Annotated in this window: 15 protein-coding genes; 6 read left to right on the forward strand and 9 right to left on the reverse strand. The window is 67.5% G+C overall.

The genetic code is table 11. The annotated features are described in order from the left end of the window. Nucleotides 1-145: 145 nt before the first annotated feature. Nucleotides 146-1,114, reverse strand: coding sequence for a potassium channel beta subunit family protein (locus XarbCFBP7408_RS01265; protein WP_104560648.1), 969 nt, complete (start codon nt 1,112-1,114; stop codon nt 146-148). Here XarbCFBP7408_RS01265 and XarbCFBP7408_RS22930 point away from each other — a divergent pair. The 5 genes from XarbCFBP7408_RS22930 (at nt 1,114) to XarbCFBP7408_RS01285 (ending at nt 6,715) form a co-directional block, all read left to right on the forward strand. Then, nucleotides 1,114-1,500, forward strand: coding sequence for a hypothetical protein (locus XarbCFBP7408_RS22930; RefSeq protein ID WP_146093720.1), 387 nt, complete (start codon nt 1,114-1,116; stop codon nt 1,498-1,500). The genes XarbCFBP7408_RS01265 and XarbCFBP7408_RS22930 overlap by 1 nt on opposite strands. Nucleotides 1,501-2,064: 564 nt before the next feature. Continuing rightward, nucleotides 2,065-3,363, forward strand: coding sequence for a NupC/NupG family nucleoside CNT transporter (locus XarbCFBP7408_RS01270; RefSeq protein WP_016903833.1), 1,299 nt, complete (start codon nt 2,065-2,067; stop codon nt 3,361-3,363). Nucleotides 3,364-3,441: 78 nt separating this feature from the next. Then, nucleotides 3,442-4,398, forward strand: coding sequence for a ribokinase (locus XarbCFBP7408_RS01275; protein WP_104560650.1), 957 nt, complete (start codon nt 3,442-3,444; stop codon nt 4,396-4,398). A gap of 462 nt (nt 4,399-4,860) precedes the next feature. Further along, nucleotides 4,861-5,859 carry a tRNA dihydrouridine synthase DusB gene (dusB, locus tag XarbCFBP7408_RS01280; protein WP_104560652.1) on the forward strand — a complete coding sequence of 333 codons (999 nt, stop codon included), beginning with the start codon at nt 4,861-4,863 and terminating at the stop codon, nt 5,857-5,859. Nucleotides 5,860-5,887: 28 nt separating this feature from the next. After that, the gene (locus XarbCFBP7408_RS01285) at nt 5,888-6,715 is read left to right on the forward strand and encodes a methyltransferase domain-containing protein (RefSeq protein WP_104560654.1); all 828 of its coding nucleotides are present in this window, start codon (nt 5,888-5,890) and stop codon (nt 6,713-6,715) included. Between the two features lie 27 nt (nt 6,716-6,742). On the opposite strand, the gene XarbCFBP7408_RS01290 is transcribed toward XarbCFBP7408_RS01285, so the two are convergent. Then, a complete protein-coding gene (locus XarbCFBP7408_RS01290) occupies nt 6,743-7,831 on the reverse strand; it encodes a metal-dependent hydrolase (protein ID WP_104560656.1) in 1,089 nt (362 codons plus the stop codon). A 232-nt stretch (nt 7,832-8,063) separates the two neighbouring features. After that, nucleotides 8,064-8,870 carry a UDP-2,3-diacylglucosamine diphosphatase gene (locus XarbCFBP7408_RS01295; protein WP_104560658.1) on the reverse strand — a complete coding sequence of 269 codons (807 nt, stop codon included), beginning with the start codon at nt 8,868-8,870 and terminating at the stop codon, nt 8,064-8,066. Between the two features lie 446 nt (nt 8,871-9,316). Between XarbCFBP7408_RS01295 and metK the strand changes: the two genes are divergently transcribed. Beyond that, on the forward strand, nt 9,317-10,528 hold the full coding sequence (gene metK / locus XarbCFBP7408_RS01300) for a methionine adenosyltransferase (RefSeq protein ID WP_104560660.1): 1,212 nt from the start codon (nt 9,317-9,319) through the stop codon (nt 10,526-10,528). Between the two features lie 929 nt (nt 10,529-11,457). Here the strand turns inward: metK and XarbCFBP7408_RS01305 are convergent. The 6 genes from XarbCFBP7408_RS01305 to XarbCFBP7408_RS01330 all read right to left on the reverse strand — a co-directional run bounded on the left by XarbCFBP7408_RS01305 (nt 11,458) and on the right by XarbCFBP7408_RS01330 (nt 22,383). After that, on the reverse strand, nt 11,458-12,684 hold the full coding sequence (locus XarbCFBP7408_RS01305) for a histidine-type phosphatase (protein WP_181106134.1): 1,227 nt from the start codon (nt 12,682-12,684) through the stop codon (nt 11,458-11,460). A 298-nt stretch (nt 12,685-12,982) separates the two neighbouring features. After that, nucleotides 12,983-15,004: an alpha/beta fold hydrolase gene (locus XarbCFBP7408_RS01310; protein WP_181106131.1), complete on the reverse strand. Its 2,022-nt coding sequence runs from the start codon at nt 15,002-15,004 to the stop codon at nt 12,983-12,985. Further along, nucleotides 15,001-16,038 carry a DUF4105 domain-containing protein gene (locus tag XarbCFBP7408_RS01315; protein ID WP_104560664.1) on the reverse strand — a complete coding sequence of 346 codons (1,038 nt, stop codon included), beginning with the start codon at nt 16,036-16,038 and terminating at the stop codon, nt 15,001-15,003. Before XarbCFBP7408_RS01315 ends, XarbCFBP7408_RS01310 begins: the two co-directional genes overlap by 4 nt. Next, nucleotides 16,035-16,607 (reverse strand): TetR/AcrR family transcriptional regulator, encoded by a 573-nt coding sequence (locus XarbCFBP7408_RS01320; protein WP_102581988.1) that lies wholly within the window; start codon nt 16,605-16,607, stop codon nt 16,035-16,037. The genes XarbCFBP7408_RS01315 and XarbCFBP7408_RS01320 overlap by 4 nt, the downstream gene beginning before the upstream one ends. A 124-nt stretch (nt 16,608-16,731) precedes the next feature. Continuing rightward, nucleotides 16,732-19,446: a phosphoenolpyruvate carboxylase gene (gene ppc / locus XarbCFBP7408_RS01325; RefSeq protein WP_104560666.1), complete on the reverse strand. Its 2,715-nt coding sequence runs from the start codon at nt 19,444-19,446 to the stop codon at nt 16,732-16,734. A gap of 399 nt (nt 19,447-19,845) precedes the next feature. Continuing rightward, complete coding sequence (locus XarbCFBP7408_RS01330) at nt 19,846-22,383, reverse strand: S9 family peptidase (protein ID WP_104560668.1); 2,538 nt, start codon at nt 22,381-22,383, stop codon at nt 19,846-19,848. Nucleotides 22,384-22,439 lie beyond the last annotated feature (56 nt).

Here is a 22,439-nt window from a genome sequence, read left to right on the forward strand (position 1 = left end):
TGCCTGAGAGGACAACCGCGCCCTGCGATGCAGCGCTGGGCCGGCAGGCGCGGCCGGCCAGAGGCAGCCCCTGGTGTCGTTGAAAGCGCGACCAGCCACGCATCGCAGCCAACCGTCCCGCACTCACGCCCATCGCAGGCTGTCCTCAGCGCGTGGCTTCCTCCACCCGTGCCCAACCGGCGGCATCGACCAGGGTCAAGGTCTCCAGCGCGCCAAGATTTTCTTCCAGCTGCGCGACCCGGCTGGCCCCCAGGATCACCGTGGACACGTGCGGGTTGCGCAGGCACCAGGCGATGGCCAGGCGTGCGGGCGACTGGCCCAGCTCGGCAGCCAACAAGCAGAATGCGCGGGCGCGTTCCAGCCGCCGCGCCTCCGGTGCGCCCAGCACCTCGTCCTGCAGCCATTGATTGCCCGGCTGGCCGAGGCGGCTGTCGGCATCTACGCCGGCGTTGTACTTCCCGGTCAGCAGGCCCGAGGCCAGCGGCGACCAGATCGTGGTGCCCAGCCCGCCCTCGCACAGCGGCGCGTATTCGCGCTCCAGCCGGTCGCGGTGCAGCAGGTTGTACTGCGGTTGCTCCATCGCCGGAGCGTGCAGATGTTCCTGCCCGGCGATGCTGATGGCCTCGCGCAACTGCTCGGCGCTCCACTCGGAGGTGCCCCAGTACAACACTTTGCCCTGGCGGATCAGGGCATCCATGCTGCGCACGGTTTCGCGGATCGGCGTGTCCGGATCGGGCCGGTGGCAGAAGTACAGGTCCAGATAGTCCACGCGCAGGCGCTTGAGCGCGGCATGGCAGGCGTCGGTGACATGCTTGCGCGAGAGTCCGCGCTGGGTCGGGCGCGGGCTGTCCACCGCGCCGAAGAACACCTTGCTCGACACGCAATACCCATCGCGCGGCAGGCGCAGGTCGGCGATCACATCGCCCATCACCTCTTCGGCGCGGCCGCGTGCGTAGACCTCGGCGTTGTCGAAGAAATTGATGCCGTTGTCCCAGGCGGCGGCAATCAGGTTGCGCGCTTCGCTGCGCCCGATCTGCTTGCCGAAGGTGACCCAGGCCCCGAACGACAGGGCCGACAGCTGCAGCCCGGTGGACCCCAGACGACGGTATTGCATTGGCAGACTCCAACAACCTCCGCGGCGCCCTGCCCCGGATCGGCGTGCGCAGTGTAGGACGTGGTGCGGCCGGGGCGACAGGGTTGCGCGGCATCGATGCCGCTCAAGATCCCATGCCGGCACGCGCAGGTACCACCGGTTCTATCGGTTCCGGAAAGAAGTGCGAACAGCCAGATGAGCTGCACGTTCTTCCTAGCGTCCATTCCTGGCGCGTGACGCCAGATGGATCGCTTACCGATCACAGCGGCCACGGAGTCCGCAGAGATCAACACGTGCTTGACGCATTGCTTGCCGATCAGCAGTGGCAATGCTGGGGCGGCGCCGCGCTGCCGACCAACCACGCGCATGAGATCTCCAGGTTCTCAGTGCAAGCTACGGTCTACTGAGGGCGCTTGCACGCGTACCGGCGTGGGACACGCCGCAAGTACGTCCATGTAGAGCTCCCCTGCCTGCCCAGCCTTACGTCTACGCGTGGTAACTCTGGCAACTGTTCGGGCGATACAGGGAGGAACCGGCGTGGGCACCTAGCTACAAGACGATCGGTAACGATCCAGGCTCTCACGGTGGCCCACGCCGGCTCTCGACACCTACGCTGCCACATTCCGAACAGATAAGGCTCTGGCGCGGCATCCATGCCGCTCAAGGTCCCACCCCGCTACGCGCGCAGGCAGCACCGGTTTTCGTCGACGGCTGACGGGAAAAGCGGCATCCGGTCGGGTGACCGTGCTTCGGGGCGGGGTCTTTGCGGGCGACGCTCGGCAGCGAATCGACTCCCCCCGATCAATGACCTTGCGCAAGCGCGGCTCCTCCGCCCGCGCGCAGGCGGCTGCCCGCGCCCGCCCCGGCTCGCCTGCAGGCCTAGCGGCGGGCCCTGAATGCTGCTCGCCTTGCCCACGGTCACCCCCTGCTCTAGGCTTCTCGTTTTGCCGTCAGCAGCCCCGGGGATTGGAATGGTCGAAGGTTTGGGAAGGATCGGTTTCGGCCTGTTCGGTCTGGCGGTGCTCATCGGCATCACCTGGCTGTTTTCGAGCAACCGCCGCGCGATCGACTGGAGGCTGGTCGCCACCGGTCTGGCGCTGCAGATTTCGTTCGCCGCACTGGTGCTGCTGGTGCCGGGCGGACGCGATGTGTTCGATTCGCTGGGCAAGGGCTTCGTCAAGGTGCTGAGCTTCGTCAATGAGGGGTCCACCTTCATTTTCGGCAACCTGATGAACATCGACAGCTACGGCTTCATCTTTGCGTTCCAGGTGCTGCCCACCATCATCTTCTTCTCGGCGCTGATGGGCGTGCTCTACCACCTGGGCGTGATGCAGGTGGTGGTGCGGGCGATGGCGTGGGCGATCACCAAGGTGATGCGCGTGTCCGGCGCGGAAACCACCAGCGTGTGCGCCAGCGTGTTCATCGGCCAGACCGAAGCGCCGCTGACGGTGCGTCCGTACATCCCTAAGATGACCCAGTCCGAGCTGCTGACGATGATGATCGGCGGCATGGCGCATATCGCCGGCGGCGTGCTGGCCGCCTATGTCGGCATGCTCGGTGGCAGCGACCCGGCGCAGCAGGCGTTCTATGCCAAGCATCTGCTCGCCGCCAGCATCATGGCCGCGCCCGCCACCCTGGTGGTGGCCAAGCTGCTGGTGCCGGAAACCGGCACCCCGCTGACCCGCGGCACGGTCAAGATGGAAGTGGAAAAGACCACCAGCAACGTCATCGATGCGGCGGCGGCCGGCGCCGGCGACGGCCTGCGGCTGGCGCTGAACATCGGCGCGATGCTGCTGGCCTTCATCGCGCTGATCGCCTTGATCAACGCACCGCTGACCTGGCTGGGCGAGATCACCGGCGCCGCCGCGCTGCTGGGCCGCCCGACCAACCTGTCGACGATCTTCGGCTACGTGCTGGCGCCGATCGCCTGGGTGATCGGCACCCCATGGGTGGACGCGACCACGGTCGGTTCGCTGATCGGGCAAAAGGTGGTGATCAACGAGTTCGTCGCCTACAGCGAGCTGTCGCGTATCGTGAAGGGCGAAGTGCCGGGCGTGGGCCTGAGCGCGGAAGGTCGGCTGATTGCCACGTATGCGCTGTGCGGCTTTGCCAACTTCAGCTCGATTGCGATCCAGATCGGCGGCATCGGCGGGCTGGCACCGGAACGCCGTCACGATCTGGCCAAGTTCGGCCTGCGCGCAGTGCTGGGCGGTTCGATCGCCACGTTCATGACCGCTACCATTGCCGGCGTGCTCTCGCATTTCGGTTGAGGCGGCGCGGGTTCATCGGGGTGAGGGTCTAATCGCCGCACGCCACGTTTCATTCAGTCATTCAAGTCAAGGGTATTTATGAGTTCGGTCGTCGTTGTCGGGTCCTTCAATGTCGATCACGTGTGGCGCTGTGATGTGCTGCCTGCGCCGGGTGCCACCATCGCCGGTCGCTACAGCACCGGCCCGGGTGGCAAGGGCTTCAACCAGGCGGTCGCGGCCGCACGTGCCGGCGCCAGGACGCACTTCCTGTGCGCGCTGGGCGACGACGCCGGCGGCGCGCTGGCGCGCTCGCTGGCTGCGCACGACGGCTTTGCATTGATCGCCGAGCCCAGCAATGAGCCGACCGGCACCGGCGGTATCTATGTCGACGCGCACGGCCGCAACACCATCGTGATCGGTGCCGGCGCCAACTCGGTGCTGAGCGCGGCGTTCGTGGACAACCAACGCGCGCTGGTGGCCTCCTCCGGCGTGCTGCTGGCGCAGCTGGAATCGCCGGCGGAGACCATCGAGTCGGCGCTGGCGCTGGCACGCGAATGCGGCGTGCTGACCGTACTCAACGCCGCACCGGCCAATGCGCCGACCTCGATCGGCCTGCTCAAGCTGTCGGACGTGCTGACGCCGAACGAAACCGAATTTGCGGCCCTGCTCGGCCGCCACGTCGGCGAACGCATCAATGCCGACGATGTGGCGGCGCTGGATGGCAACACGCTGCACTCGCTGTGCCGCAAGCTGCTGCCGGGCGGTACCGTGGTGGTGACGCTGGGATCGGTGGGCGCCTTCATCTCGCACGCCGAAGAACAGCTGCGCGGCGACACCGGCGCGCATTACCGCGTGGGCGCGGAAAGCGCGCAGACGGTGGACACCACCGGCGCCGGCGACGCCTTCAACGGCGCGCTGGTGGCCTCGCTGGCGCAGGCGCCCACTGCCAGCTTCATCACCCACGTGCGCTTTGCCACCCGCTACGCCGCGCGCTCCACCGAAGTGGAAGGCGCCGCCACCTCGATGCCGCGCATGGTGCCCGAACCGGCCGTGTGATCCGCACGCTTCGCGCAAGCAACAAAGGCGACCGCAGCGATGCGGTCGCCTTTTGCGTTCAGGGCGTCGGCATCCCCACGAGACTGCTTCGATCCGCGAACGGCATGTTGAGGCCTGTCCATCGACGGACGCTGCGAAGCCTGCTGCGCCGGTGCTTCGATCTTCTCCATCGGATCGCACTCTGGGCGGCGGTACCTGGCGTGACGCCGCGTCGCGCACCCGCACCCTCATCCGGCGCTGACGCGCCACCTTCTCCCGACGGGAGAAGGAAGCAAGCCCCTCTCCCGTCGGGAGAGGGGTTGGGGTGAGGGTACGGTCAGCCAGTAATCTCGCCGCTGCCATCGCTCTACTGGTCACCTGACCCACACAGCAACCGCACAAGACCGAAGGCCAGAACTGCTCTCCCGATTCCCGATTCCCCAATCCCGATTCCCCAATCCCCCACCCAGCTACAATGCCGCCATGCAGATCGGCCCCTATTCCATCGACCCGAACGTGATCCTGGCCCCGATGGCCGGCGTCACCGACAAGCCGTTCCGGCTGCTGTGCAAGCGGCTGGGCGCCGGGCTGGCGGTGTCGGAGATGACCATCTCCGATCCGCGCTTCTGGGCCACGCGCAAATCGCTGCACCGCATGGATCATGCCGGCGAGCCGGATCCGGTCAGCGTGCAGATTGCCGGCACCGAGCCGCAGCAACTGGCCGAGGCGGCACGCTACAACGTCGACCACGGTGCGCAGCTGATCGACATCAACATGGGTTGCCCGGCCAAGAAGGTCTGCAACGCCTGGGCCGGCTCGGCGCTGATGCGCGACGAGGACCTGGTGGCCCGCATCCTCAGCGCGGTGGTGCGGGCGGTGGATGTGCCGGTGACCCTGAAGATCCGCACCGGGTGGGACTGCGATCACCGCAACGGCCCGACCATCGCGCGCATCGCGCAGGAGTGCGGCATCGCCGCGCTGGCCGTGCATGGGCGCACCCGCGACCAGCATTACACCGGCACTGCCGAGTACGCGACGATTGCGCAGATCAAGGCGGCGCTGCGGATTCCGGTGATCGCCAATGGCGATATCGATTCGCCGCAGAAGGCAGCGCAGGTACTGCGCGAGACCGGTGTGGATGCGGTGATGATCGGGCGTGCCGCGCAGGGGCGCCCGTGGATCTTCGGCGAGGTGGCGCACTATCTGGCCACCGGCGAGCTGTTGCCGCCGCCATCGTTGGCGTTCGTGCGCGACACCCTGCTCGGCCATCTGGACGCGCTGCACGGGTTCTACGGGCAGCCGCAGGGCGTGCGCATCGCGCGCAAGCATCTGGGCTGGTACGCCAAGGATCACCCGCAGAGCGCCGACTTCCGTGCGGTGGTCAATCGCGCCGAAACGCCGGAAGCGCAGCTGGAACTGACCCGCGCGTATTTCGACGCCTTGATCGCCGGCGTACCGCCAGCGCTGTCGGTTGCCGCCTGAGTTTTCCTGCGTTGTTGGAGCTGCAGCCATGACCGCACCAAGCGACACCCCGACCTATCTGCATGGGTTTTCGTCCACCGAGCAGGCACGCCTGCTCAAACAGGCGCGCCTGCTGGAAGCCACGCTGTTCAACCAGATCGACTACAGCGGCGCACGGCGGCTGCTGGAAGTGGGCAGCGGCGTGGGCGCGCAGACCGAAATCCTGCTGCGCCGCTTTCCCGACCTGCACGTCACCGGCGTGGATCTGAGCGAGGCGCAGTTGGGCGCGGCGCGTACCAATCTGGAACGGCTGGCATGGTGCCGCGAGCGCTACACGCTGCAGCAGGCCGACGCGAGCGATCTGCCGTTCGAGGCGCGCCAGTTCGATGCGGCGTTCCTGTGCTGGGTGCTGGAGCATGTGCCCTCGCCTGCGCGCGTGCTCAACGAGGTGCGGCGCGTGCTGCTGCCGGGCTCGCCGGTATACGTCACCGAGGTGATGAACGCTTCGTTCCTGCTGCACCCGTATTCGCCCAACCTGTGGCGCTACTGGATGGCCTTCAACGATTTCCAGCACGACCAGGGCGGCGACCCGTTCGTCGGCGCCAAGCTGGGCAACCTGCTGCTGGCCGGCGGCTTTCGCGATGTGCACACCGAGATCAAGACGCTGCATCTGGACAACCGCGAGCCGGGCCGGCGCAAGACCATGATCGGGTTCTGGGAAGCCGTGCTGCTGTCGGCGGCCGACCAGTTGCTCGCGGCCGGCGCGGTGAACGCAGACACCGTGGATGGCATGCGCCGCGAACTGGCGCAGGTGCACAGCGACCCGAACGCGGTGTTCTTCTACTCGTTCGTGCAGGCGCGCGCGACGGTGTATTGAGTCGCCGAGCGCCCCCGCCAGGCAAACCTACCGAGCCGCAGGTACAGGCGTGGCGGCGTGTTCCAGATCGCCGGTCAGCACCGTACCGGCGGGCTCGTGCCAGATGCGTCGCCACATCTGCGCCAGCACCTCGCCGATCTGATCGCGCGCCACCGGCGCGCGGTAGGCGGCCTGGATCTGACGCGGCGCGATCGGCTGCCATTGCCCGTCTTGGCGATGGGCCACCACGAAGTTGAAGTTGTAGTCCGGCTCCAGGCCCATGCGCAGATCGCTGAGCATCAGCTCGTCATCGACCAGGCGTGCGCGCATGAAACCGCGATTGAACCAGGCCAACCGGCGCACCGCATCGAAACCGGCCACCTCGCCCAGGGCCTGGGTATTGCTGGAATAGCCGCGAAACTGCATCGGGCCCTTGTCGGCCACCAGCGAGCGTTCGCCGATCACGTAGCCGTTGGGCGTCATCGCCACCACACGCCACAGCAAGGTGTTGAGCGGCATCGGCACCGAGAAGCGCGGCGCATCCTTCAACCCGAGCGCGGCCAGCGCACGGTCCGCCTCCTGGTCGACCAGGTGCTTGGCCAGCAACGACCAGCCCAGATAGGCGGAACTGAGCGCCAGGCCGATCACCAGCGCGTGCTGCGCGAGCGGCCGCGCGCGCGCAAACCATGCCACCGCGCAGGCCAGCAACAGCCAGAGCGTGTAGGCCGGGTCGATGATGAAGACGCTCGACCACATCGCCGGATGCGGCTGCAGCGGCCACCACAGCTGGGTCCCGTAGACGGTGAAGGCATCCAGCAGCGGATGGGTGATCAAGGCCAGCTGGATCGCCCAGAACCAGCGCTTGGGCGCAGTGGCCACGCGCCCATTGCCGTAACGGCGAAACAGCCACCAGATCAGCCAGCCCAGCAACGGCAGCACGAACAGCGAATGGCTGGCGCTGCGATGCACCGTCATCAGCGTGACCGGATCGTCGGTCAGCGGCAGCAATACCAGCGCATCGAGATCGGGCAAGGTGCCCAGGGCGGCGCCGGCCAACAGGGCTGCACGGCGCTGTCCGGCCGGTGCGATGGCGGCAGCGACGGCGCCGCCAAGAACGATCTGGGTCAATGAATCCATCGGCCGATGCTAGCAGGACGGGCATCGTCCAGTGCCATCACGTGCGTTCTGGCCTGCCGGCAGTCAGCCAGCAGGCGCGTCGCTCGCATCGCGCTGCGGCTCGCGGTCGAAAACGGCGCTGCAGCCGCCGTCCGCAGTCCTTGCACCAGGACAGGGAACGCTGCACGCCGCGCACGTCCGATGGCAGTTGCCGGCAGCTGCGGTCTGCCGGCGTGCGCTGCGCATGGCGGCCTCACGCCGCGCGCTGCTGCGCGGGATGAGGTTGCGGCGCCAGTTCGGCCAGCACCTCGCCATGATGGTTGACCAGTTGCAGTGCGCCGGACTGCGTCTCGCGCAGCGCCGTCAGGCTCTCCACCCAGTCGCCGGTGTTGGCGTAGAGATGGCCGGCCTGCATGCGCAATGCAGCGCGATGGATGTGCCCGCAGACGATGCCATCCAGATCGCGGCGCACCACATCGGCCAGGCCGGCTGCCACGAAGCGGCCGATATAGCGCTCGGCCGCACCGCTGCGGCGCTTGAGGAACTCGGCCAGCGACCAGTAGCGCATGCCCAGGCGCCGCCGCAGACGATTGGTCAGCTGATTGCCGGTGAGGATGCGGTAGTAGAGCCAGTCGCCGAATCGTTCCTGCAAGCCGCCGAAATGGGTTTGCGCGTCGTAGTCGTCGCCATGGGTGACCAGCAGCCGGCGGCCGTCCAGCGAGGTGTGGACGCTGCGCCGGCGCACCTGCATGGCCGGCATCACCAGACCGCAGAAGCGGCGGATCGCGCGATCGTGATTGCCGGGCACGTAGACGATCTCGGTACCGCGCCTGGCCTGCGCATGCAGGGCGGCGATCACCTGCTGATGCGCCGCATCCCAGACCGCGCGCCGCTGCGACATCCACCACAGGTCGACGATGTCGCCGACCAGATACAGGGCCTGGCAACGCTGGCGGCCGAGGAACGCGGCGATCTCGGCGGCATGGCAGTGCCGCGAGCCCAGGTGCAGGTCGGACAGGAACAGGGCGCGGACGGGAGGGTGCAATGTGGACACGTGCATGCGGACATCTCCAGGGCAAAATCTCGGCGCCGCGATCGGGCGCTGCGCAGGCAGCTTGCGTGCGCCGCCCGCAGGCGTCGGCAGCGCGCTGACGCAGCTGCGCCCCGCAGCAAGCCGCGGCGTAGCACTGCAATCGGTCACCCGCATCCCGGCTCGTGGTCGCCATGGCAGCCATGCCCCTCGCCCCGGCACGCTGTCCAGCGACATCGCGCATTCCCCTCCAGCGCCGTGGCTGCACGCAGCCATGCCGCCAGGCACGCGCGCATGCTGACCGGTCAGTACGACCATTGCATGGCAAGCTGACGACACCCGGATGACCGTGCAAACCCGCGCCACGACACGGGTTTAACGCCACAGCGGGCTGTTCAGGCGCACAATGCACAGGGTTGTCGGACGGTGTATCATCCGCACCCATCTTTTCATCCGAATCAAGGGATATAAGCCTGATGTCCAGCTACCTGTTCACCTCCGAATCGGTCTCCGAAGGCCATCCGGACAAGATCGCCGACCAGATCTCCGACGCAGTGCTGGATGCCATCCTGGCCCAGGACAAGCGTGCCCGCGTGGCATGCGAGACGTTGGTCAAGACCGGCGTTGCGATCGTTGCCGGCGAAGTGACCACCAGTGCCTGGATCGACCTGGAAGCGCTGACCCGCAAGGTCATCCTGGACATCGGCTACAACAGCTCCGAGGTCGGCTTCGACGGCGAGACCTGTGGCGTGCTCAACCTGATCGGCAAGCAGTCGCCGGACATCAACCAGGGCGTGGATCGCAAGAACCCGGAACAGCAGGGCGCCGGCGACCAGGGCCTGATGTTCGGCTACGCGACCAACGAGACCGACAGCCACATGCCGGCCGCGATCCATCTGGCGCACCGCCTGGTCGAGCAGCAGGCCAAGATCCGCAAGAAGAAGAACTCGGCGCTGTCCTGGCTGCGTCCGGATGCCAAGTCGCAGGTCACCCTGCGCTACGAAGACGGCGTGGCGACCGCGATCGACGCGGTGGTGCTGTCGACCCAGCACGACCCGGGCGTGAAGCAGAAAGACCTGATCGAAGCGGTGCGCGAGGAGATCCTCAAGCCGGTGCTGCCGGCCAAGTGGCTGCACAAGGGCACCAAGTTCCACATCAACCCGACCGGCAAGTTCGTGATCGGCGGCCCGGTGGGCGATTGCGGCCTGACCGGCCGCAAGATCATCGTCGACACCTACGGCGGCTGGGCGCGTCACGGTGGCGGCGCGTTCTCCGGCAAGGATCCGTCCAAGGTCGATCGCTCGGCAGCCTACGCGGCGCGCTACGTGGCCAAGAACGTGGTGGCTGCGGGTCTGGCCGACCGTTGCGAAGTGCAGGTCTCCTACGCCATCGGCGTGGCCGAGCCGACCTCGATTTCGGTCACCACCTTCGGCACCGGCAAGATTGCCGACGAGCAGATCGAAAAGCTGATCCGCAAGCACTTCGACCTGCGTCCGTTCGGCATCATCCAGATGCTCGACCTGATCCACCCGATGTATCAGCAGACCGCGTCCTACGGTCACTTCGGCCGCAAGCCAAAGGACTTCTCCTACACCGACGCAACCGGCGCGCAGCACAGCGCCACCGCGTTCTCGTGGGAAAAGACCGACCGCGCCGACGCCCTGCGCGCCGACGCCAAGCTGAAGTAAGCCAGCTGCTCCTGCGGGAGTGAAACTGGCAAGAAGTGCAGATGGGCCGCAGATGCGGCCCATCTGCGTTTTGGCGGAATGCGTACCGTCATCAAGGCTTGCGTGGGAAGCATCGCCTGCCAATCAGCAGTGGCAATGTTGGGAGCGTGGTGCCGCGTCCGGGGGCGGGAACGTGTGGCGGCATGGATGCCGCCACCGAGCCTGCTGGGATGGATTCACGGCGTGTCCCGACACCGGATGCGGCGCCGCGCCGCCGACCAACTCCGCACGCCGATCAAACTGTGCACAAAATCTAGCGTTTCCATGCGAATGCTTCGGTTTGCTGCGGGCGCTTGCACGCGTACCAGCGTGGGGCACGCCGCAAGTACGTCGCTGTAGGCGCTGGCGCGGCATCCATGCCGCTCAAGGTCCCACGCCGGCACCCGCGCAAGCACCACCGATCATTGTCGGCGACTGAAAAAAAGCGGCGGCCGGTTGACTGATCGAGCTTCGGAGCGTGGCTGTCATTGGCGAAGCGAGGGCAACGTGTTGAATCGATGCCGACAACATCGGTTGCGGAATCAGCAAGCATGACGCCGCTCGAAAAGCCTTTGCTTAGCGCGACAGCGACAGCGACAGCGACAGCGACAGCGACGATTAGGAACGTGGCGCCATTTCCGGGCAAGACCGTGTTTCAAGCCCCCCCGTCGGGGGCGAGAAGGCACTTGTTGGCCGCCACTGGCGCGCGTGCCTTGGAGTGCCCACGCCACAAGCGCGGGCCGGGGCGCGAAGCGGGGATTGGGGTGAGGGGTACGGGACGAAGCCTGCTTGCGTATTCGACGACACCAGGCTTCGCACGCACTCTCATCCGCCCCTGCGGGGCACCTTCTCCCGGCGGGAGAAGGAATAACGCGGGTCACATCTTTCGAGATCGGGATCGCTACTGCAGGTTACCGATCAAGTTGCAGCTGTTCCTCAAGTGCCCGGGCAAACTCCGGCAACGGGCACGCCATGCGTTGCCCTGCTGTGCAAACGCCAAGCGCCAACTTCTGCTGCAACGGCGGATGTTCCAAATTTAGCGGCGCCAGCGTCCGCAGTTGATCCAGCGATTGCGCCAGATAGCGCGCACGCACCACCTGCTGCCCATCCGGTTCGCGCCATAGCTCCAGCAGCAATGCGCCACCCGGCGGCGGATCGTCGGCGCCGTAGCCGGGGAGATGAAAGTGCACGCCCAGCAAACTGCTCAACGCGGCGATATGCGTATCGCTGCCAACGAAGACCGAGACCTTTGGCGCCTGCACATCGCCGAAGCGCTGCAGCACTTCGCGCGCCAGCGGTGCGCCCGAACGTGAGGCCATGTAATGCGGGCGTGCGTAGATGTCGAACAACAGGGCATGCAGGCGCGAGACCTGCGCCAGCCGCTCGGGTGTGGCGCGGCCCCAGCCGACCTGCGACAGCGGCAGGCCTTCGGCGTATTGCAGCAGCAACACCTCGCCGGTGCCGGAGGTCAGGTCGATCGGCCCGCCCAGGACCAGGCCGCGCCCGTTGGCCGACGGTGCCAGCGTGGACGGCATCTGCGCAAAGTCACAGGGCGTGCGCGTGCAACCCAGGATCTGCTGCATCGCCTGCAACTCGGCTGCGTGCCCTCGCAGCAATGTCGCAGGGCCACCGGTTTGCCTGTCGATCGCCGCAACCGCCGCCGCGCCATCGAACGGCGCCGCACCGGCTTCGATCGGTCGGAACAAGGGATCGTTGCTGCCGGCCTGGCGATGTCCGGCGACGATCCCGCAGCCCGGTGCCAATGCCTCGGCCAGCAAGGCGCCGCTGTCGATGGTGCGCTGATCGGTATTGGCCCAGACCGACACGCTGCCTGCTGCCGGGCATCCGCTGCGCGACAGCACGCCCTGCTGCGCCAGCCACCGGCGCAGATAGTCGCCGCTCAGCTGCACGCCGATGCGCCCGTGCGGCGTCAGCAGGCTGGCCGGTGTGGACCATTGCGGCCATGGCGCGTCTGCATAGTGCGCTGCGGCGGCTTCGCCCTGCAGCGGTGCGCGCACGCCGTGCCGGAAGACAGCCACCACGCGTTCCAGTTGCGCGGTCTGCGCGATGGCGGGCGGCCCGGGCGGACGCGGCGTGCAGCCGATCAGCAGCAGCGCACCGAGTGCGAGTGCCGGCATCCGCCATCGTGGACGAAGCGCTGCCGTCGAACGTTGCCTGACGCCTGCGCGCAACGGCGTATTGATCCCGCACGACGGCAGCGACGCGATCCCCATCGCGTCGCTGCCGTCATCGCCTGCGGGCGTCTGTTCACCACCCTGCCCCGTTTTTTTCGCTTGCCTGCAACCCATGCTTGTCGGTCATGCCGTTGGTCCTGGCGCACTCTACCGGGCCAATGTGCAAGGCAGACGACACCTGGCGGAATTTATCCAAACGTCCGTGCAGCGGCCACGCGGCGATAGCTGCGCTGCCTTGCTTTCAGAATGTCGCCGGCGTTGCGGCCGGTGGCCTGCCCTGCGCGGCCGTTGCACCAGCCGCCTCGGACTGCAACTGCTCGTGCAGGATGCGGCGGATCTCCAGAATCGCCTGCGGGGTTTCCTGCACGCTGTGCCAGGAGGTCACCACCAGTTCGGACTCGGCGCCGTCCAGATGCGCGCTGCGATACGGCACCAGGCCATCGTCGGAGTCGGCCAGCGGCATCTGCGGTTTTTCGCGCCCGACGATGGTGTGGTAGCGCACCTGCGGGGAGATCGGCAGGTCCCTGCTGGCGCGCACGAACGGGTCGGTATCACGCAGGTTGTCGATGCTGGTGGGCACCAGCACGCGGCCCTTGCGTCGGTAGTCGCCATCCTGATCGTCACGTGCGCTGCTGGCCAGGTCCTGCATCACATCGCCAAAGCGATCCAGCAAGGCGATGGGCAGACGCACCAATTTGCCGACAAAACGTCCCAGCCCACCTTCGGCCAAGGGCGTGCCGCGATGCGGCGCGGCGATGAAGATGGCGCGGTCGACCTGCGGCATTGGCGAAAAATGCAGCAACGGCGACAACTTCGCGCGGATGCGTGCGCCGCGTTCGCCCTCCAGTCGATAGTTTTCCAGCAGGGAATTCCATAACTGCTCGCCGGAGGACGACACCAGCAGCCGCCCGATGACGCCGCCCATGCTGTGGCCGATCAACACCATGTCGTGCGATGCAATCGCGCTGCCGGACGGGTCGAAGTGCTGCAGGCTGCGTTCCACCAATGCCTGGATTTCCGCACGATTGACCGCCATCGGCGCGTTGGTAGGGTAGTACACCTGCCAGATCTGGTAGCGCTGGCGCAGTGCTTCATCGCCCATCACCTCATTGGCGACATTGACCCAGGCCTCCGGGCTGCTGGCCAGCCCGTGCAGCATCAGCAGCACGCGTCGATTGGGGTCGTAGGGCTGCATCAGGTACAGATGCGGGCGGTCGATGCCGCGCGCGCTGCCCAGCATCGACCGCAGCGACTGCGCGGCAAACCCGGACCTGGCCAGCCACAGGCCATAGGCGGCGGTGAAGTTGGCCGCCAGCGGCACGCGCTGGCCATGCAGCACCACGTCGTTCTGGCGATACGGATCGTAAGGCATCACGGTGACGGCACGACCGCGCAGCACCGCATCCAGCGTATCGCCCTCGAAGCGCAGCAGCAGCGTTGCCGGTGCATACGGCATCTCGCTGAAGGTGGGCAGCGGACGCTGCGGTGTTGCGACGGCGGCAGCCGGCTGCAACGCCAGCCCGGCAGGGTCGCCGACCACCTGCGGGTCCACCTCGGCCACCAGTTCTGCGCCGAAGCCGTCGCGTCGATAGGTGCTGCGCAGTCCGTCAAAGCGCAACGCCGAGGCGGCGAAGATCGCGCGCGGCGTGTTGCCGCCGCCCGGCAACCGATACGCAGACATGTCGATAACGACCTGCCAGCGACCGATGGCAGTCGGTTCGCGCTCGCTCTGGCCGGTCTGCTGCGCGCGTGCGAACAGGCGTTCGATCACCTGCTGGACGGCGTAGTTGTAGTAGTCGCGCACCTGCGTCTGGCGATTTTCGAACGCACGCGCACTGGGCGCCCGATCGGTGAAAAACAGGTAAGCGTACGCATGCCGCGCGGCCTCCAGCCAGGCGTCGACTGCGGCGTCGCTCATGGTTGTCGGGTCGCGCCCGCCCAGCGCAATCGCATGCGCGGTCCATAGCTCGGCCTGCGTTGCCAGCCGGCGCTCATCGCCGATGCCTGCGACGGTGGCGAGTTGCTGCAGGCAGGGCAGCGGGTCGCTGCGGCAGGCCTTGGGTTGCAGACCGGCCACCTGCACCGTCTCGCCGCTGGCCTGGCTCAACGCGCCGGTGCTGAGCACATCGCCACGCGTGCGCGCGATGAAGTCGGCGCTGCTGTGCGATTGCACCGTGACCATGGCGCAGCCGCTCAGCCACAGGCTCGCCAGTACGCCCGCCAGCACCGCGGCGGCGCGGCATCCACGCAGGCGCGGCATCACCGCGGTGCGCTCGCGGTGGCCCCGGGCGCCGGTGCCAGCGGCATGCCGGCGCGGATGCGCTCGGAGAAATCGGCCGCCTTGTCTGCGGCGATCGCACGTGCGGTGAAATGGCCACGCTGCTTGAGTGTGGCGAAGTCGTAGCCGGGCATCAGCCCATCGTGATCGTAGGCGTATTCGTCGGCGTAGCCGGACAGCAGCAGGCGATGATCCAGCGGCAGCGTGGGCTGCAATTGCCGCGCCAACGCAAACACGATCGTGGTGCAGTTGCTGGTGAGCGTGTTGTAGAACGCCGGCGCGCGATTCAAGTCGTTGGCCAGGCCCACGTAGCCCATGAACATGCGGCGCAGCCCGGCCTTGGGAATCGCCAGCCGATACAGATACATGTCCTCGCCACGCACATTGGTGCGCACGCGCAGGATGTCGCGCTCGTCGGCGGCCACCAGGGTCTCTTCGAAACTGCGGAAAAACCCGCCCAATGCCGAGAACGACTCGTCGCGCTCCTTGCGGATTTCCAGCGAGAACACCACCTGCGAGCCGTCGTCGAAACCGAACGACACCAGGGTGTGCGCGATCGCCGGCCCCATCCAGTACGACAACGCCAGATCGGCGCTGACCAGACGGTCCAGATCGTACTGGCGGGTTTCCCAGCGCGGCTGGTAGTCGGTTTCGCCATGCCAGTCGAAATTGCGCACGTTGTGCAGCGTGACGATGTTGCCGTGCACCTCGGGCTGCAGGCGCTGGGCGACATCGTCGGCCCAGTCGCGGTCCTGGCTGGGCTGCATCATCCACCACGACAGCGCCAGCACCGCAAATGCCGCACTGAAGATGCCCACCAAGGCCCAGTTCTCGCGGCCACGGCGCAGGCCCCATAACGCCGCGACTGCCATCGCGCACCACGAGCCCACCCACGCCGCGCGCACGAACGCGTTGCCGGTCAGTGCGAAATAGATCGCCAGCCCGCCCCAGAGCGCGGCCAGCACCAGCGCCACCCGCAGCGCCCAGCGCCCGCTGCACGAACGCGTGGCCGGTGTCATCGGGTGCCGCCTTCCGGCACCTGCATGCCCAAGGCGTGCATCAACAGATCGGCCGAACGATGGGCGAGGCGTTTGCGTTCGGACTCGTCGTTGCCGCGCAGGCAGCTGCCCAGCATGTCGATCACCAGCAGCAGCTGTTCGTCGTCGACATCGGCGCGGCACAGGCCGGCGTCGCGGGCGCGGTGCACGAACGGCAGGAAGATGCGCACCACGCGCCGGTCGGCGGTTTCCACCGCCGGGTGCGCGCGTTCGATGGACCGCCAGAAATCCACCAGCGGCGCGGACTGGGCGATGTGCTCGGCCACGTCGTGCAGCAGCACGGCCAGTCCGTCCGGGCGCTCGGCCAGATCGGCGGCCAGCCGCTCCAGGCCATCCAGGCCACGGGTCATCAACGCGGTCATCAGCGCGAGCCGGTCGGGGAAATTGCGGTACAGCGTGGCGCGGCCAAGGCCGGCACGCTCGACCACCAGTTCCAGCGGGGCATTGACGCCGTGTTCGCTGAACACTTCGTCGGCGGCATCGAGTATCTGCCGGCGGCGCAGCGCGGCATCAGGGCGGGAAGTCGTCATCGCGGCATTATCGGACAAATTTGTCCGGTTACGCCAGAGTCCGCTTGTCGATTCCGCGCCCTCTCCGACCAACGGTCGGATCGGGTTGGACCATCGAATCCGACGGTCCAATCAGCGAACCGGATCAGCCGGTGTTCTGCACGCCTTGCGAGACGCCGTTGACGCAGGCGACCAGCGCGCGCAACAGCTCGTCGTCTTCGCCATCGGTGGCGCGCCAGCGTTGCAGCAGGTCCACCTGCAGCACGCTGATCGGGTCGATGTAGGGGTTGCGCAGGCGGATCGACAAGGCCAGCCGCGGGTCGTGCTGCAGCAGCGACTGCTGGCCGGTCAAGGCCTTCACCCAGCCCTTGGTCAGCGCCAGCTCGGCGCCGATGCCCGGGAAGAACCGCTGGTGCAGGTCGCCCGACAGCCGCGAGAACAGCTCGGCGATGGTGAGATCGCCCTTGGACAGCACCATCGCCACGTCGTCGAGGAAGGTGCGGAAGAACGGCCAGTCCTGCGCCATCTCGCGCAAGGTGTCTTCGTGCCCGGCATCCACCGCCGCCTGCAGGCCGCTGCCCACGCCGTACCAGCCCGGGATCACCGCACGCGCCTGGCTCCAGGCAAACACCCACGGAATCGCGCGCAGGTTGGACAAGGCCGCGTCCTGGCCGAGCCGGCGCGACGGGCGCGAGCCCAGCGTCATGCGTTCGATCACGTCGATCGGCGTGGCGCGGCGGAAGTACTGCATGAAATCCGGCGCGCCGACGAAGGCGCGATACGCCACGGTGCTGCGTTCGGCGACCAGGTCCATCACCGGCCGCCAGCGATCCTCGCGCGGCTCGGGCGCACGCGGGCGCAGGCTGGACAGCAGCACCGCGCCGGTCATCTGTTCCAGCGAGCGCAGCGCCAGGGCACGGATGCCGTACTTGCGGTGGATCACCTCGCCCTGCTCGGTCACGCGCAGCCGGCCATCGACACTGCCGCGCGGTGCGGCATCCAGCGCGCGGCTGGTCTTGCCGCCGCCACGTGCGATCGAGCCGCCGCGGCCGTGGAAGAAGGTCAGCCGCACGCCCAGCTCGGCGGCGGCTTCGAGCAGTTCCACCTGCGCGCGCTGCAGCCCCCAGCGCGAGGCGGTGATGCCGCCGTCCTTGCCGCTGTCCGAATACCCGAGCATCACCATCTGCGTATCGCCGCGCGCGGCTAGATGCTGGCGATAGACCGGGTCGGCCAGCAGATCCTGCACGGTGCCGGTGCCGCCACGCAGATCGTCCACGGTTTCGAACAGCGGCACGATATCCAGCGGCACCGCGCCGGCATCGTCGACCAGCCCGCCACGACGCGCCAGTGCGAGCACGGTGAGCACGTCGGCGCGGTTGTGCGCCATCGAGATGATGTAGCTGCCCAGCGCATCGGCGCCGTGGCGGCTGCGCGCATCGGCGAGCGCGGCGAACACCGCATCCAGCCGCGCATTGCCTTCGTCATCCACGCGCGGCAATGCCTTTTCGCCGGCTGCATACGGACCGAGCAATGCCGCGCGCTGCCTGGCATCCTGTTCGTCCCAATCCGCCTGGCCGAGTGCGTCGGCCACTGCGCGCGCATGCACGCTCGATTCCTGGCGCACATCCAGCCGCGCCAGGTGGAAGCCGAAGCTGCGCACACGCCACAACAGGCGACGCACCGCGAACCAACCGGCGTGCAGGCCCTTGTTGGCCTGCAGGCTGTCCAGGATCAATTGCAGGTCGTGTTCCAGCTCTAACGGGCTGGCGTAGGCACCCTCGGCATCGTCCAGCGTGGCCTGCAGGCGCGCGCGCATCAGGTCGTTGAGCAGGCGATACGGCATGTCGCCGTGACGCGGACGCGAGCGTGCGGCGTCCTCCGGCAACAGCGCGCGGTAGCGCTGCAGTTGCTCGCTCAGTGCCGGGCTCACCGCCACCAGCGTGGTCGATTGGCTGAGCAGGCTGGCCAGCTGCCAGAGTTCCTTCTGATAACGGTCCAGCACTGCGCGTCGCTGCGCGTCCAGCGTGCCGGCGATGGTGACGGCATCCACGTTGGGGTTGCCGTCCATGTCGCCGCCGACCCAGGTGCCGAAGCGCAGCAGCCGCGGCAGGGTCGGCACGCTGCCGTAGGTTTCTTCGATGGCGTGTTCGAGGGTTTCGTACATCACCGGCACCACGCGATACAGCACCTGGGTGAGGTAGAAGCCCACATGCTCGCGCTCGTCTTCCACGGTGGGGCGCACCGGCGAGGAGTCGGCGGTCTGCCAGGACGCGGTCAAGGCCATGCGGAAGCGCGCCGCGTCGGTGGCGCGCTCGTTGGGCGTGCGCATGCCGTCCAGGTTGTCGACCAGGCTGGCGACCATCAACTGCTCTTTTTCCAGCAGCGCGCGGCGCACCGCCTCGGTGGGATGCGCGGTGAACACCGGCTCCACGTCGATCCGCGGCAACCACTCGGCGAGTTCGTCCAGCGTCACGCCCTGCGCCTTGAGCCGGCGCAAGGCGTCGTGCAGGCCATCCGGCTGCGGCGTGTCGGTACCGCTGCGCTGGTATTCGCGGCGGCGGCGGATGCGGTGCACGCGCTCGGCGATGTTGACCACCTGGAAATAGGTGCTGAAGGCGCGCACCAGCGATTCGGCCTCGCGTGGCTCGCGCCCGGCCAATTGCTCGCTCAAGGTGGACGGCGGGGCATCACTTTCACGCCGCGAAATGGCGGTGGTGCGCACGCGTTCGATTTCATCGAGGAATTCCGCAGACACCTGCTCGGCGAGCAGGTCACCGACCAGTGCACCGAGCCGGCGCACATCGTCGCGCAGGGGAAGATCGGGGGTAGCGAACACAAGACTGCTGCGGTACTCGTTCATCGGAAACGCACACCCTCCTCAAGCGCAAAGTCGTCGAAGACTAACCCAAAAGGATTAGATGATCGCGACCGGCACGACGGTTTCAACACCAACCATCGTGTGCTGGCGCACGTGGCGATGACCCTCGTAGGAGCGCGCTGGCGCGCGATGGGGCTTTCCCGGTGATGCCCCATCGCGGGCAGGCCCGCTCCTACGCGATGTGGCTGTCCTGGGCATGCTGCGTCGCGCCCGGGTGCGCTCCTACCGGTGATCGCGGCAATCGCGTGGACGGCGCAGCGAATCTCCCGGGACGCGAGGCGGACGCATTCACCGTAGGAGCGCACCCGGGCGCGAAGAAGCGTTATCGATAAAGCCCCATCGCGCGCAAGCGCGCTCCTACCGGTGCCAGCGCACCATCGATCAACGCGTGCGCGTAGCGCCGGTCTCCTTCACCGGCTCGCCGAGATTGGTCTTCAACCACTGCTCGCTTTCGGCCAGCATCTGCAGGATCGACTGCCGCGCACGATACGCATGCGATTCGTTGGGCAGCAGCACCAGCCGCGCGTTACCGCCCAGGCCCTTGATCGCGGCGAACATGCGCTCGCTCTGGATCGGGAAGGTGCCGGTGTTGTTGTCGTCCTGGCCGTGGATCAGCAGCAGCGGATCCTTGATCCTGTCGGCGTAGTTGAACGGCGACATCGCCTGATACACCGATTGCGCCTGCCAGTAGTTGCGCTCCTCGGCCTGGAAGCCGAACGGGGTGAGCGTGCGGTTGTAGGCACCGCTGCGCGCGATGCCGGCCTTGAACAGCCGCGTGTGCGCGAGCAGGTTGGCGGTCATGAAGGCGCCGTAGGAATGCCCGCCGATGGCGATGTGCTCGCGGTCGGTGACCCCGCGCCGCACCACTTCGTCCACCGCGGCCTGCGCATCGGCGACCAGCTGCGGCACGTAGGTGTCGTTGGGTTCGGCATCGCCTTCGCCGACGATCGGCATGGTCGGGTTGTTGAGCACCACGTAGCCGATCGCCAGAAACGCCTGCGGCCCCCAGTAGCTGATCGCGTTGAAGCGATAGGGCGAGTCGGTGACCTGGCTGGCGGTGTCGGCACTCTTGAACTCGCCCGGATAGGCCCACATCAGCAGCGGCCGCGGTCCGTCGCGCTTGGGGTCGTAACCGGGCGGCAGCAGCAGCGTGGCGGTGAGGTCCACGCCATCGGCGCGCTTGTAGCGGATCTGCTCCTTCTGCACGCCACGCAACTGCGGCAGCGGATGGGCGAAATGCGTCAACGCACGCGGCGCAGGCGCTGCATCGCCCAACGCCTGCACGACATAGTTGGCCGGTTCCTCGGGCGATTCGCGGCTGAGCAACAACTGCGTGCCTTGCGCATCCAGCAATGCCAGCGGTGCGGAATAGCTCGGCGCCTGCGAATGGAACAGGCGCGTGGCGCGCCTGCTGCGCAGATCGAAGCGATCCACGAACGGCCGGTCGCCTTCCGGCGAGGCGCCCTTGCCGAGCAGGAACAGGCTGTTGCCATCGGCGCCGGTCTGCAGCAGCGTGCGGCCCTTGCCGTCGGCCACGGTCGCCGGCGTGCCGGGATCGTTGTAGCGGTCCTGCGAGGAGCGGTCCCACAGCAATTCGGGCGCGCGCTGCGGCTGGTCCGGTGCAATGCGCCACTGCTTGGTGCGGCGGGTCTTCCACCAGCTTTCGCTCAAGATCGCCAGATCGCCGCGGCCCCACTGGATGCCTTCGAATCGGCTGCCCAATTGCGCCAGCGTGACCGGCGCGCGGTTGAACGGCGCGGCCTGCATCCGCACCGCGTCGCGGACCTTGCTCTCGCGTGCCGGGTCGCCACCGTCCTGCGCTTCGGCCCACACCAGCGTGGCCGGTGCATCGTGCCGCCAGGCGATGTCGCGTACGCCGGTCGGCACCGCATCGTTTCCGGTCGGCAGGCCTTCCACCAATGGCAGCTGCGCGATCTGACGCACCGGTTTGCCCTGCAGGTCCAGCACCTCGATGCGGCGCGGGAAGTTGTCCACCGGCACCAGATACGAAAACGGCCGCTCGCTGCGTTCGCTCAGGATGTAACGGCCATCCGGCGACACCGACAGGTTGAGATAGATGCCTGGCGTGGCGATCGGGCGCACCTGCCCGGCCACCGTGACGATGATCGGCTGGCCGGTGGCGTAGTACTCGAACACGCGCGCATCGGCCTCGTTGCGCAGCAGGTCCTGATAGGTCGGCAGCGAGCGCACGCCGGCAGCGGCGCTGGTCTGCTGGATCGCCGGGCCGGTCGGGATCGCGTCGCGGGTCGGCGGTGCGCCCTGCCCTGCAACCTGTTGCTGCAACAGCAAACCACTGCCATCGGGCAACCAACGCAAGTCGTCGTTGACGCTGGTGTTCAGGCCGGCCACCAGCCGCCGCGCCTGCCCGGCCGCCACGTCCACCAGCCACAGTTCGTTGGCGCCGCTGGCGGCATCTTCGCGGCGGAATGCCAGATGGCGTTGGTCGGGCGACCAGCTCAGATCGGCCAGCGACAAAGGGGAGGGCAATCCGGCGATCTGCCGCTCGCTGCCGTCGGCCACCGACAGCAGCCACAGCTTGCTGGCGAACGAAAAGCGGCTGGCCGCAAAGGTCTTCGGATGGATGCGCAGGCCGGCCAGCTTCAGCTCCGGCTGGGCCACCTCGGCGATGTCCGGCAGTGCGGGCATTTGCAGCATCGCAGCCAGATCGCGCCTGGGCGAGAGCTGCAGCAGCGGCGCACGCGGGGCATCCACCACCGCCTGCAGCGCCTTGGACGGCAGTTGGTAACTGCTGCCTGGCGCAGGGCCTGGTGGAGCGACTGCCGCGTTGGTCGCTGTTGGGTTAGCCGCCCCGGCCATCACCGGTGCGCTCAATGCCAGCACCCCTGCCAACGCCCATGTGTGCTGCCGCCAGCCTTGCGCATGCCGTTTCGCCCGCATCGTCCGTCCCCGCTGATGATCGACTCCGGATCATAGCAGCCGCCTGTCGGCCGCTC

Origin of the sequence: Xanthomonas arboricola pv. guizotiae, assembly GCF_002940205.1 — a bacterium.
Lineage (GTDB): Bacteria > Pseudomonadota > Gammaproteobacteria > Xanthomonadales > Xanthomonadaceae > Xanthomonas > Xanthomonas arboricola_C.

What these genes read in the sequence shown, in the direction of transcription:
- XarbCFBP7408_RS01265 (WP_104560648.1), bottom strand. Translation starts at nt 1,114, where the DNA reads ATGCAATACCGTCGTCTGGGGTCCACCGGGCTGCAGCTGTCGGCCCTG.
- XarbCFBP7408_RS01270 (WP_016903833.1), top strand. Translation starts at nt 2,065, where the DNA reads ATGGTCGAAGGTTTGGGAAGGATCGGTTTCGGCCTGTTCGGTCTGGCG.
- XarbCFBP7408_RS01275 (WP_104560650.1), top strand. Translation starts at nt 3,442, where the DNA reads ATGAGTTCGGTCGTCGTTGTCGGGTCCTTCAATGTCGATCACGTGTGG.
- dusB (WP_104560652.1), top strand. Translation starts at nt 4,861, where the DNA reads ATGCAGATCGGCCCCTATTCCATCGACCCGAACGTGATCCTGGCCCCG.
- XarbCFBP7408_RS01285 (WP_104560654.1), top strand. Translation starts at nt 5,888, where the DNA reads ATGACCGCACCAAGCGACACCCCGACCTATCTGCATGGGTTTTCGTCC.
- XarbCFBP7408_RS01290 (WP_104560656.1), bottom strand. Translation starts at nt 7,831, where the DNA reads ATGGATTCATTGACCCAGATCGTTCTTGGCGGCGCCGTCGCTGCCGCC.
- XarbCFBP7408_RS01295 (WP_104560658.1), bottom strand. Translation starts at nt 8,870, where the DNA reads ATGCACGTGTCCACATTGCACCCTCCCGTCCGCGCCCTGTTCCTGTCC.
- metK (WP_104560660.1), top strand. Translation starts at nt 9,317, where the DNA reads ATGTCCAGCTACCTGTTCACCTCCGAATCGGTCTCCGAAGGCCATCCG.
- XarbCFBP7408_RS01305 (WP_181106134.1), bottom strand. Translation starts at nt 12,684, where the DNA reads ATGCCGGCACTCGCACTCGGTGCGCTGCTGCTGATCGGCTGCACGCCG.
- XarbCFBP7408_RS01315 (WP_104560664.1), bottom strand. Translation starts at nt 16,038, where the DNA reads ATGACACCGGCCACGCGTTCGTGCAGCGGGCGCTGGGCGCTGCGGGTG.
- XarbCFBP7408_RS01320 (WP_102581988.1), bottom strand. Translation starts at nt 16,607, where the DNA reads ATGACGACTTCCCGCCCTGATGCCGCGCTGCGCCGCCGGCAGATACTC.
- ppc (WP_104560666.1), bottom strand. Translation starts at nt 19,446, where the DNA reads ATGAACGAGTACCGCAGCAGTCTTGTGTTCGCTACCCCCGATCTTCCC.
- XarbCFBP7408_RS01330 (WP_104560668.1), bottom strand. Translation starts at nt 22,383, where the DNA reads ATGCGGGCGAAACGGCATGCGCAAGGCTGGCGGCAGCACACATGGGCG.